The sequence below is a fragment of the Streptomyces sp. P5F9 genome (assembly GCF_057961495.1).
The window spans coordinates 1-11,506 of sequence record NZ_JBXVPZ010000316.1 but is presented as its reverse complement, the minus strand read 5'-3'; the positions used below and the strand labels follow the sequence as shown (position 1 = coordinate 11,506).

The window sequence follows — 11,506 nt, the reverse complement described above, 5'->3', positions numbered from 1 at the left end:
ACCTTGAACGCCGGGAGCGGTCCGCCGTCGCTGCCGGAGGGGAGGCCGTAGAGGTTCAGTTCGTCCTTGTGGACGAAGACGGGCCATTTCGCCGACGGGTCGCCGCGGCGGAAGTGGAATACCTGCTGCTGGGTCACCCGGAGGGGCGGCAGGGGCTCGGGAATGCCCAGTGGGGCGGCGAGTTGGGGCAGCCAGGCGCCGGACGCGATCACGACCGTGTCCGCGACGACAGTGGGGCCTTCCGAACTCAGGGCAACGCAGCCGTCGTTGCGGATCTCCGCGCCGGTGACGCGGACGCCGGTGAGGACACGGGCGCCCAGGTCGGCGGCCCTGCGCACGGCGGCGGCCACCGTCGCGTCGGCGTCGACCGTGCCCGCGTCCGGGTGATGGAGCACGGGACCGCCGAAGCGGAACTGCGGCCAGCGGTCCGTCGCTTCGGCCGCGGTCAGCAGTTCGTGCGGTACGGCGGCTGCCGCCAGAATGTCCGCGATGCCCTCCGGGTCGCGGCCCGCGCCGAAGTCCAATCCCCCGGTGAGGCGCAGCAGTTGGGAGCTTGTGTCGCGCTCCAGTTCCTGCCAGAGTTCGCGGGCCTCGCCGGTCAGACGGACGTAGAGGGGGTCGGCGTAGGCGCGGCGGTAGATGCGTGAACTGCCGTGGGAGCTGCCGGACTTGTGGCCGATGTCGTACGCCTCGATGAGCGTGACCTCGTAGCCTTGCCGGGCGAGTTGCCAGGCCGTGGCCGCGCCCATCAGGCCTGCTCCTACGACGGCAATCACAGGGTGGCTCCGGAGGTGCCGGGGATCCAGTCGGTGCCGGCGAGGGGGACGCGGGCCATGGCGGCGGACTCGATGGTGAGGGCGACCAGGTCCTCGGGTTCCAGGTGGTGGAGGTGGGCCTTGCCGCAGGCGCGGGCGAGGGTCTGGGCCTCCATGGTGAGGACGCGGAGGTAGTTGGCGAGTCGGCGTCCGCCTTCGACCGGGTCGAGGCGGGCGGCGAGCTCCTCGTCCTGCGTGGAGATACCTGCCGGGTCGCGGCCGTCCTGGAAGTCGTCGAAGTAGCCTGCCGCCGAACCGAGTTGACGGTACTCGGCGTCGTGGCGCGGGTGGTTGTCGCCGAGGGCGATCAGGGCGGCAGTGCCGATGGCGACCGCGTCCGCGCCGAGCGCGATGGCCTTGGCGACGTCGGCGCCGGTGCGGATGCCGCCGGAGACGATGAGTTGGACCTCGCGGTGGACACCGAGTTCCCGAAGTGCCTGTACCGCCTGGGGAATCGCGGCGAGGGTCGGGATGCCGACGTGTTCGATGAACACCTCCTGGGTGGCGGCGGTGCCGCCCTGCATGCCGTCGACGACCACGACGTCGGCACCCGCGTGGACGGCGAGCTTCACGTCGTAATAGGTGCGTGTGGCGCCGACCTTGACGTAGATCGGCTTCTCCCAGTCGGTGATCTCGCGGAGTTCGCCGATCTTGATGGTGAGGTCGTCTGGACCGGTCCAGTCGGGGTGGCGGCAGGCGCTGCGCTGGTCGACGCCGACCGGCAGGGTGCGCATCCCGGCCACCCGGTCGGTGATCTTCTGGCCGAGCAGCATGCCTCCGCCGCCGGGCTTGGCGCCCTGGCCGAGGACCACTTCGATGGCGTCGGCCTTGCGGAGGTCGTCTGGGTTCATGCCGTAGCGGGACGGCAGGTACTGGTGGACGAGGTGCTTGGACTGGCCGCGTTCCTCCGGTGTCATGCCGCCGTCGCCGGTGGTGGTGGAGGTGCCGGCCGCGCTCGCCCCGCGCCCGAGCGCCTCCTTGGCGTTCGCGGACAGGGCGCCGAAGCTCATGCCGGCGATGGTGACCGGGATGTCCAGGTGCAGCGGGTACTTGGCGTTGCGCGCGCCGAGGACGACGTCGGTGTCGCAGCGTTCGCGGTAACCCTCCAGCGGGTAGCGGGACATGCTGGCGCCGAGGAAGAGCAGGTCGTCGAAGTGCGGAAGGGGGCGTTTGGCTCCCCAGCCGCGGATGTCGTAGACGCCGGTCGCGGCGGCCCGTTGGATGGCGTGGATGGTGGCGCGGTCGAAGGTGGCCGACTCGCGCAGGCCGCGGGATGCGAAGTCCATGTAAAGTGCAACTCCCTCAGTACGCCGTCGAGTTGTCGACCGTGAAGTGGTACAGCTGCCGGGCCGAGCCGTAACGGCGGAAGTCGGCCGGGTCCTCGTCGAACTCCGCCGCCTTCAGCAACTCGGCCAGTTCCGCGAGGTGTTCGTCCCGCATCTCCTTCTCCACGCAGTCAGCGCCGAGGGACTTGACCGTGCCCTTGACGTAGATGCGGGCCTCGTAGAGGGAGTCGCCGAGGGCATCACCCGCGTCGCCGCAGACCACCAGCCGTCCCGCCTGTCCCATGAAGGCGCTCATGTGGCCGACGTTCCCGCCGACGACGATGTCCACGCCCTTCATCGAAATCCCGCACCGGGCCGCCGCGTTGCCCTCGATCGCCAACAGCCCGCCGTGTGCGGTGGCCCCGGCCGACTGGGATGCGTCGCCGCGCACCCGGACCGTGCCGGACATCATGTTCTCGGCGACACCGACTCCGGCGTTGCCGTGCACGGTGACCGTGGCGTGCTGGTTCATGCCGGCGCAGTAGTAGCCGACGTGGCCCTCGATGTCGACGGTCACGTCGTCCTTGAGACCGCAGGCGACGCTGTGGGCGCCTCGGGGGTTCAACACCCGCCAGGCCGGGGCCGGTTGGGGAGCGTGGAGCGCCTGGTTGAGATCACGGACGGTGGAGGCCGCGAGGTCGGCGACCTCCGCCCCGGTCAGCGCTGCCATACGTACACCTCTTCCGGCTCGGGTTCGAAGATGCGGGCGTTCTCGATGCCCGGCAGGACGTCCAGGGCCCGGTACTCGGAGGCCATCGCCACCCAGGCGTCGGTCTCGGCGACCAGCGCGGGCTTGCAGGCGATGGCGTCGCGGACCACCGCGAAGGAGTCGGCGGTGGAGACCAGCAGCGTATAGAAACCGTCGAACCGCTCGCACAGCAGTCGCAGCGCCTTATCCAGGTCGGCGCCACGGGCGAGATGGTGGGCGACGAAGCGGGCGCCGACCTCGGAGTCGTTCTCACTGTCGAACTCCACGCCCTGGGCCCGGAGTTCACGTCGGATGGTGGCGTGGTTGGCGAACGACCCGTTGTGGACCAGGCATTGACCGGGGCCGACGGAGAAGGGGTGCGCACCTTCGGGGGTGACGGCCGACTCCGTGGCCATCCGGGTGTGACCGACGCCCTGATAACCGGTCACTCCGGCGAGCCCGAACGACTCGGCCAACTGCACTGGATTCCCCGTGCCCTTGAGTACGGCGAAGCCCTCCCCCGAGCCGATGACGGTGGCTTGCGGCAGCGCGGTGGCGATGGTGGCGAGCAACTCGGAGACCGACGAGTCCGCGTGGACCACTGTCGTGGCGTCGGCGGCGACAACCACCGCGTCCGGCACGGCGGTTGATGCCTCCTGCGGGGTCACTCCCAGCAGCGAGACGACGGCGCGCCCGGGCGGCGACAGACGCGGGTCGCCGTAGACCGCCACGCCCGCCGAGTCCGGGCCGCGTTCCACGACTTGGCCCAGCATGGCGGTGAGCAGTTCACCCAGCCGGGGTTCGAGGGAGGGCTCACGCAGATGGAGCCCGACGATTCCGCACATGCGGCTCTCTTCCGATGAGGAGCGATGAAGGATGAAGAGGGATGGGTAGGGACGGGTAGGAACGGGCGGGTCAGAAAGCGGTGAGGTAGCGGTCCAGCTCCCAGGCGCCGACCGTGCCGTGCCAGTCGAAGAACTCCTGGCGCTTGACCTTGCCGAAGTACTCGCTCACGCCCGGGCCCGCCGCGTCGAGCGCCCCGCCGATCACCGGGTCGCCGGCCAGCGCCTCCACGGCGTGCAGCAGGGTCGGCGGCAGTTCGGGGCGGGCCGCGGTGACCGCCGCGTCTCCCGGCTCGCCGGGGTCGAGCGCGCGCTCGATGCCGTCGAGTCCGGCGGCCAGGGCCGCCGCCGCCGCGAGGTAGGGGTTGGCAGAGCCGTCGCCGCCGCGCAGTTCGATGCGGTCGCCGTCGGGGACGCGGACGAAGTGGGTGCGGTCGTTGCCGCCGTAACCGGCCTTGCGGGGTGACCACGTCGCGCCCGAGCGGGTCGAGACCGCGCCGGTGCGCTTGTACGAGTTGACGGTGGGCGCGATGACCGCCTGGAGGGCGCGGGCGTGGTCGAGGATGCCGCCGACGAAGGAGTAGGCGAGCGGGGACAGGCCGAGGCCCCGGGTGTCGGAGGCGTCGGGGAAGGCGGGTTCGCTCCCCCGCCACAGCGACAGGTGCATGTGCATCCCGGAGCCGGTGCGGTCGGTGAACGGCTTCGGCATGAACGTGGCTGTCATGCCCCGCTGTTCGGCCAGTACCGACACCAAGTACCGCATGGTGATGACCCGGTCGGCGGTGGTGAGGGCGTCGGCGTAGGCGAAGTTCTGCTCGAACTGGCCGTTTCCGTCCTCGTGGTCGTTGGCGTAGTTGCCCCAGCCGAGGGAGTTCATCGCCTTGGAGACGGCGGTGAGGTGGTCGTACATCCGCGTCAACCCGCGTGCGTCGTAACAGGGTTGGGCGGCGGTGTCGCGGCTGTCGGCGACGGAGAGCGTGCCGTGTTCGTCGCGGTTGACGAGGAAGTACTCGATCTCCGCGCCGACCGCGAGGGACAGCCCGAGTTCGGCGGCTCGCGCCAGTACGGCGCGCAGGATGATGCGGGGTGCGTACGGCCAGGGCTTGCCCTCGACGTGCGGGTCGCAGTGCACGAGGGCGAGTCCCGGGCGTACGAAGGGCAGCGGGGTGTACGAGGTGACGTCGGGCAGTGCGATCACGTCCGGGTCGCTGGGCCGCTGACCCAGAGCGCCTGCCGCGTAGCCCGCGAATCCGACGCCGTCGGACTGGAGTTCCTCGACCGCCTCGACGGGGACGAGTTTGGCGCAGGGTTTGCCCGCGAGGTCGACGAAGACGGCGAGGACGAACTCGACGCCGTCGGCGCGGACTTGGGCGGCGAGGTCGGATTCGGGAGTGGGCCCGGTCGTCGGTGCCGGGTCAGTGGTCGTGGGCGGTGCGGCTGCGGTGTCCATCGCCATGGGAGGCTCCCAGCATCCGGGGTTTCCTGATGTGAATCGCTATTTCCCATCAGGAAACGCCATCGCGATTACACCCCTATTTCCCGCAGGGAAGCACCCTGTTGCCGGCGCCCGGCGGCCCAATCCCGGTTCCCTGTCACGGATATGGCGTTCTCAAAAACGGAGAGGTAGCCTCTCACCCGATCGCCACGTCTCAGCACGTCTCAGCACGTCTCGCCGGGGAGGCCGTCATGGCAGGCACGACGCAGGGCAAGGTCGCCGTGATCAGCGGAGGTTCGACCGGCGTGGGGCGGGCCGTCGGGGCGCTGCTCGCCGAGAACGGCGCGCAGGTGGTGCTGCTCGCCCGGCGTGCCGACCGACTGGAGACGGCCGCACGGGAGATGGCGGGGTCGGTGCTGACGATCCCGACCGATGTCAGCAGCGGCGACAGCGTCCGCGCGGCGTTCGCTCAGATCGAGGAGCGGTTCGGACGGGTGGACATCCTGGTGAACAGCGCCGGCGTCGCCCGCATCCGCGCCATCGAGGACACCGCCGACGAGGACATCCACAGCTGTATCGGCACCAACCTCCTGGGCCCGATCCACACGATCCGCTCTGCGGTGCCGCTGCTGCGGGCGGCGGGAGGTGGTGACATTCTCAACATCTCCTCCGAGATCACGCTGGACCACATGCCGCTGATGGCGATGTACGCGGCGAGCAAGCACGGCCTGAACGGCTTCACCGCCGCGATGCACAAGGAACTGCGCGGCGACGGAATCCGGGTCGCCCTGGTGATCCTGGGCTCGATCTCGGACAGCGCCTTCATCGAGAACTTCCCCGGCGAGGACCGGCAGCGCGCCGCGCCGGTGTGGGAGGCGGACGGCTATCTGACCAGGGTGGGAGCCATGAAACCGCTCCCCTCGGCCACCGTCGCCCGGGTCATGTTCCAGTTGCTCAGCACGCCGCCCGAGGTCGTCCAGGACGTGGTGCACATCCGCCCGGCGGGCTGAAAACTCCCGCACGGTCCACATACCGGCCAAACGTCAGCCTTGAGTACCCCCCATAAGTCGGCCTTATGAGGTCATAGACCGGACCCGCATACCGACTTAGGCATGCCTTAGTTTAGGCTTCCCGTCGAGTCGCTTGTTTTCGCTCGAAGGGAACCTGATCATGCCGCGCCCCCTGCGGGTAGCCATCGTCGGAGCCGGCCCCGCCGGGATCTACGCCGCCGACGCCCTGCTCAAGTCCGAGGTGGCCGCCGAACCCGGCGTGTCCATCGACCTCTTCGAGCGGATGCCCGCGCCCTTCGGCCTGATCCGGTACGGCGTCGCCCCCGACCACCCGCGCATCAAGGGCATCATCAACGCCCTGCACCAGGTCCTCGACAAGCCGCAGATCCGCCTCTTCGGCAACATCGACTACCCGACCGACATCAGCCTGGACGACCTGCGCAGCTTCTACGACGCGGTGGTCTTCTCCACCGGCGCGACGGCCGACCGCGAGATGTCCATACCGGGCATCGAGCTCGACGGTTCCTACGGCGCGGCCGACTTCGTCTCCTGGTACGACGGCCACCCGGACGTCCCGCGCACCTGGCCGCTGGAGGCCGAGAAGGTCGCCGTCCTCGGTGTCGGCAACGTGGCTCTCGACGTGGCCCGTATCCTCGCCAAGACCGGCGACGAGCTGCTGCCGACCGAGATCCCGCCGAACGTCCACGAGGGCCTCAAGGCCAACAAGGCGCTGGAGGTCCACGTCTTCGGCCGCCGCGGTCCGGCGCAGGCGAAGTTCTCCCCGATGGAGCTGCGGGAGCTGGACCACTCGCCGAACATCGAGGTCATCGTCGACCCCGAGGACATCGACTACGACGAGGGTTCGATCACCACGCGGCGCGGCAACAAGCAGGCCGACATGGTTGCCAAGACGCTGGAGAACTGGGCGATCCGCGATGTCGGCGACCGCCCGCACAAGCTGTTCCTGCACTTCTTCGAGTCCCCGTCCGAGATCCTCGGCGAGGACGGCAAGGTCGTCGGCCTGCGCACCGAGCGCACGGCGCTGGACGGCACCGGCAACGTCAAGGGCACCGGCGCGTTCAAGGACTGGGACGTCACCGCGATCTACCGCGCGGTCGGCTACCTCTCCGACAAACTCCCCAAGCTCCCCTGGGACATCGACTCCGGCACCGTCCCCGACGAGGGCGGCCGGGTCATCCAGGAGACCGGCGAGCACCTCCAGTCGACGTACGTCACCGGCTGGATCCGGCGCGGCCCGGTCGGCCTGATCGGCCACACCAAGGGCGACGCCAACGAGACGGTGGCCAACCTGCTCGACGACCACGCCAACGGCCGTCTGCACACGCCTGTTTCGCCCGAACCGGAGGCCGTGGAGGCGTTCTTCGCCGAGCGCGACGTCCGCTTCACCACGTGGGACGGCTGGTACCGGCTCGACGCCGCCGAGAAGGCGTTGGGCGAGCCGCAGGGCCGCGAGCGCGTGAAGATCGTCGAACGTGAGGACATGCTCAGGGCGAGCGGCGCGTAAGCCTCACCCCCGCATACGCGTAAGCCCCATTCCCGCACAGCTGAGACCGAGGGGCCCGGCGGCCGTACCGCCGGGCCCCTCGCGCACGTCAGCGCGCCGCCCTCCCGTACCGCGCGAACACGGTGTGGCCCGCCTTCTCGATCTCCTGGCACTCCAGGTGGAGGGGCGGACCGCCCGCCGGGAAGAGCCGTTCGCCGGTGCCGAGGACCGTGGGGAAGGTGATCAGCCGGTACTCGTCGACCAGGTCCTCCGCCATCAGCGTACGGACGACGGGCAGGCTGCCGATGACGATCACGTCCCGCTCCTCGTGCTTCACGGTGTCGACGAGGTCGCCGTCAAGGACGCTCGAATTCGTCCACGCCGACACATCGGTGAGGGTGCGGGACGCGACCAGCTTCGCCGCGGCGTTCATACGCGCGGAGAACTCGTCGTCGCGGGCCGGCCACAGCCGCGAGAACGCCTCCCAGGTCCTGCGGCCGAGCAGCATGACCCCGCCGTCGAGGGTGCTGCCGAGCCGGAACTTGTCGCCGCCGATCGCCTCGCGGCCGTAGCGGAAGATCCAGCCGCCGTCCGGGGTGCCGTCGGACCCGTCGGGGTCGGAGACGATCCCGTCCAGGGTGGTGAACTGGATGACGATGACGCTCATGATGGGTGTCCTTTCGGTCGGTGCTCACCGGTACGTACCGGTGGCGCCGACGGAACTCATCGCCGCGAGCGGGGTCAGTTCGAGGAAATCCGTCGTGTCAGGTCGAAGGTGTCCAGCACCAGCGGATCGGTGAACACGACATTGCGGGTGATGCGTCCGCCGGTGACCGTGAACACCTGGACGCTGTGCAGCCATCGGTCTGCGTCGGGGCCCGACGCGTACGCGGCAAGCGCCGGTTGCCCGTTGGCGACCAGGCGCCTCAACGCCCAGTCCGTTCCCCGGAGTTCGAAGACCCTGCGCATGAACGCCCCGTAGTGCTCGGTGCCGCGGAACCAGAGCGGGACCGGCGGCATCTCCAGGACCACGGCATCGGCCAACAGCCGCACGAGGGCGGGGACATCAGCCGCTTCGAATGCCCGCAGGTAGCGGTCGACGACCTCGCGTGCACCGGGGTCGTCCGGTTCGGCGATCGCGTCGCCGTCGCCGATGTCCGTGAGGGTGGCGCGGGCCCGCTGGAGCGTGCTGTTGACGGCCGGGACGGTGGTGTCGAGCTGGTCGGCGACCTCGGCCGCGCTGAACTGCAGCACCTCGCGCAGCACGAGCACGGCCCGCTGCCGCGCGGGCAGCCGTTGCAGGGCGACGACGAGGGCGAGCCGCATGTCGGCGCGGGCCTCCATGTCGTAGCGCGCGTCGGGAAAGGGCTGCAGCCAGGGGATGTCGGTCGCGGGCGTGAGCGGTGTCCCGGGGTCCTCGCCCGGTGCGCCGAGGCCGGACGGCAGGGGGCGGCGGGCGCGTCCTTCGAGCGCGGTGAGGCAGACGTTGGTGGCGATGCGGTAGAGCCAGGTGCGCACGGACGCGCGTGCGGGGTCGTACCGGTCGCGGGCCTTCCACGCGCGCAGCATCGTCTCCTGCACCAGGTCCTCGGCCTCGTGGAAAGAGCCCAGCATCCGATAGCAGTACGCCACCAGTTCGCCCCGGTACGGTTCGAAGTCCACCCGCCCATCATGGCGTAGGGGCCTGCTAACGTCCCCCGGTGTTCTCCCCAAGGAGGTACACCTCGCGAACCTGTCCTTCGCCGATCTGTACGGCCTCGACCAGGACGTGTGGGTGGACCGGGAGGTGGCCGCCGCACGCTGGTCAACCATCTCGGCGGTGTCGACGCCGTCGTGCTGGTGGACGGCGGAACCGACATCCTGATGCGGGGTGACGAACACGGGCTGGGCATCCCGGAGGAGGACATGGTCAGCCTCGCGGCGGTGAACGGGCTCGACGAGGTGCCGGTGCGGATGGTGGCGTGCCTCGGGTTCGGTGTGGACGCGTATCACGGGGGCAACCACTCGCTGGTGCTGGAGAACCTGGCCGCACTCGATCGTGAGGGCGCCTGTCTCGGCGCGTTCTCGCTCCCGCGCGCGAGCCGCGAGGGGCAGCTGTATCTCGATGCGGTGACCCACGCGCAGGAGTCCACGCCGGAACCTCTACATCGACCGGTTGGAGCGGACCGCGCTGATCCGCCAAGTGAGTTCGCTCATCGAGGAGTTCCGCGACGAACTGCCCCGGCAGCGGCCACCGCGCGCCTATCCCCACTGACCGACCCGAGCAACAGACGCCCGCTCGCACCCGCGAGAAACAGTCCGGTCACCATGCAGACGAGGCCGAGGGCCGGTCCCGGACGACCAGTTCACGCTCGATGCACGGAAGGCCAGCACTACGGCGGCGGCGATCACCGTGCCGGGAAGTGCCAGGAGGGTAGGGCGAGTTCGGGACGAAGCCGGCCCAGAAGCCGGGGCGGGTCAACTATCGGGACGGCCGCCGCCGGGGTCAACGGCCCTGCGCGCGTTCGTCGCGGTGCCGCACCCACTGCCAGAAGTCGACCATCATCCGCTCGTACCGGATGCCGAACTCCACCGCCTCGCGCTGTCCCGGGGTCAGTAACTCGCCCACGCCGTCGGCGAGTTCCTCGTAGCCGCGCAGGGTCTTCTCGTGCTCGCCGAGCTGGACCGGGGCGAGGACGTCGGGCCGGCCGCCGAACCACAGCTTCAGAATGCCGCGCTCCCTGGCCTCGACCGGCACGAACTCCGGGTCGTCCAGCCAGCTCCGGAGGACGGACCGGCCCTGGCCGGTGAGGGTCAGCACCCGGCGGTTACGGCCGCTCTCCTGCCGTACCTGGGACAGCAGCCCCGCGTCCAGCAGCCGGTCGCACTGGGCGTACACCTGCGCGTGCGGCACCGACCAGAACGGCGCGACCGTACGCGCGGCCTCCGTCTTCACGTCGTACGGGCTCGCCTCGCCGAGTCTGTCGATGATGCCGAGGACGAGGTAGGAGGAGGTGGTCAGCCGCGCGTCAGACATGCGTCGACCGTATCGCGGTGTCGAACGAATACTTGGGGTCCGCAAATGATGTGAACTGCCCCACGACGGGTAGTTCTTAACTCAGCTAGCCCTTAACTCAGCGCCTCTTCCGCGTGAACACATCCACTCAAAGGAACTGTGGTCTTGGCTCTCGCGTACCCTGACGCCCCGTCAGCCCGTCGACCCGGGCGTACCTGGACTATTCGCATCACAGGTCACCGCGACCGTACCGCCTCGGTCAGCTGCTCCTCCGGGTGCGGCATGCCCGCCCGGTCGCGCGACATCGCGGCCCTGCGCCGCTTCGCCGAAGCCCATGCGGCGGCCCACGTCAGAGCGGCGACCGTACGCCCCGACGCGGCCTGCGGCTGCCGTCGTCAGCGGTGCGCTGCGCACGAGGGGACCCGGGTCGACTGCTCGGGCTCGGTGCTGCTCGTGCTGCGCCACGATCCCGCGGTCGGCCAGGTGTGGACCCTGGCCGAGGTCTGCGCGGCCTGCGCCTCGCTGATGACGCACACCCGCGTCGTCGGCAAGCCGCTGCCGCGTACCCGGCCGCCGCGCGAGGAGACGGTCGTACCCCTGCAGGCGCCGGCTCCGACGAGCGCCCGTTCGGTACCGGCCGGGTTCAGCGCGCCCCCGCCCGAACCGGGCGTCCCGTCCCGGCCGGGCGCCGCGGACAGGCGTCGGGGCCGGTGAGATCCGGTGGCACACGGAAGGGACCCACCCCGAGCGGATGGTGGGCGGGTCCCGTCCGCCCCACCATTCTGCCGACAGGTCCACGTCAGAGGCACGCGTGAAACCCGCCCGCCCGGAGTGGACCGATCACACCCCGCGCATAAGCTCACGCGATATCCCGAAGAAATCGGGCATACGA

At 70.0% G+C, this 11,506-nt stretch carries 11 protein-coding genes and 1 pseudogene; 4 read left to right on the top strand and 8 right to left on the bottom strand.

The window, feature by feature from the left end; translation table 11 throughout:
- The 5 genes from AC31A1_RS35815 to glnT form a co-directional block, all read right to left on the bottom strand.
- Positions 1-749: FAD-dependent oxidoreductase (locus AC31A1_RS35815; protein ID WP_489657320.1), on the bottom strand; the 749-nt coding region annotated here is incomplete at its 3' end.
- Positions 750-772: 23 nt separating this feature from the next.
- Positions 773-2,101 (bottom strand): FMN-binding glutamate synthase family protein, encoded by a 1,329-nt coding sequence (locus AC31A1_RS35810; protein WP_489657319.1) that lies wholly within the window; start codon positions 2,099-2,101, stop codon positions 773-775.
- A gap of 16 nt (positions 2,102-2,117) precedes the next feature.
- On the bottom strand, positions 2,118-2,810 hold the full coding sequence (locus AC31A1_RS35805) for a glutamate synthase (RefSeq protein ID WP_489657318.1): 693 nt from the start codon (positions 2,808-2,810) through the stop codon (positions 2,118-2,120).
- On the bottom strand, positions 2,798-3,673 hold the full coding sequence (locus AC31A1_RS35800; RefSeq protein ID WP_489657317.1) for a class II glutamine amidotransferase domain-containing protein: 876 nt from the start codon (positions 3,671-3,673) through the stop codon (positions 2,798-2,800). The genes AC31A1_RS35805 and AC31A1_RS35800 overlap by 13 nt, the downstream gene beginning before the upstream one ends.
- 70 nt (positions 3,674-3,743) lie before the next feature.
- Positions 3,744-5,126, bottom strand: a complete 1,383-nt coding sequence (gene glnT / locus AC31A1_RS35795) for a type III glutamate--ammonia ligase (protein WP_489657316.1) — start codon at positions 5,124-5,126, stop codon at positions 3,744-3,746.
- Positions 5,127-5,356: 230 nt separating this feature from the next.
- Between glnT and AC31A1_RS35790 the strand changes: the two genes are divergently transcribed.
- Together AC31A1_RS35790 and AC31A1_RS35785 are read left to right on the top strand one after the other, a co-directional pair.
- Positions 5,357-6,115 carry an SDR family oxidoreductase gene (locus AC31A1_RS35790; RefSeq protein WP_489657315.1) on the top strand — a complete coding sequence of 253 codons (759 nt, stop codon included), beginning with the start codon at positions 5,357-5,359 and terminating at the stop codon, positions 6,113-6,115.
- A gap of 160 nt (positions 6,116-6,275) precedes the next feature.
- Entirely contained in the window at positions 6,276-7,640 is a 1,365-nt protein-coding gene (locus tag AC31A1_RS35785; RefSeq protein ID WP_489657314.1) for an FAD-dependent oxidoreductase, read from the top strand.
- Positions 7,641-7,728: 88 nt separating this feature from the next.
- Here AC31A1_RS35785 and AC31A1_RS35780 read toward each other — a convergent pair whose 3' ends face one another.
- Both AC31A1_RS35780 and AC31A1_RS35775 read right to left on the bottom strand, forming a co-directional pair.
- On the bottom strand, positions 7,729-8,286 hold the full coding sequence (locus tag AC31A1_RS35780) for a dihydrofolate reductase family protein (RefSeq protein ID WP_489657313.1): 558 nt from the start codon (positions 8,284-8,286) through the stop codon (positions 7,729-7,731).
- Positions 8,287-8,360: 74 nt separating this feature from the next.
- Positions 8,361-9,281, bottom strand: coding sequence for a sigma-70 family RNA polymerase sigma factor (locus AC31A1_RS35775; RefSeq protein WP_489657312.1), 921 nt, complete (start codon positions 9,279-9,281; stop codon positions 8,361-8,363).
- 49 nt (positions 9,282-9,330) lie between these two features.
- On the opposite strand from AC31A1_RS35775, the pseudogene AC31A1_RS35770 reads away from it, so the two are divergent.
- Positions 9,331-9,873, top strand: a pseudogene (locus AC31A1_RS35770) (DUF1152 domain-containing protein); the annotation flags it as partial.
- A 231-nt stretch (positions 9,874-10,104) separates the two neighbouring features.
- On the opposite strand, the gene AC31A1_RS35765 reads toward AC31A1_RS35770, so the two are convergent.
- A complete protein-coding gene (locus tag AC31A1_RS35765) occupies positions 10,105-10,635 on the bottom strand; it encodes a PadR family transcriptional regulator (RefSeq protein WP_489657311.1) in 531 nt (176 codons plus the stop codon).
- A 261-nt stretch (positions 10,636-10,896) separates the two neighbouring features.
- Here AC31A1_RS35765 and AC31A1_RS35760 point away from each other — a divergent pair, with 261 nt between their 5' ends.
- Positions 10,897-11,328, top strand: a complete 432-nt coding sequence (locus AC31A1_RS35760) for a hypothetical protein (protein ID WP_489657310.1) — start codon at positions 10,897-10,899, stop codon at positions 11,326-11,328.
- The last annotated feature ends 178 nt before the right edge of the window (positions 11,329-11,506 follow it).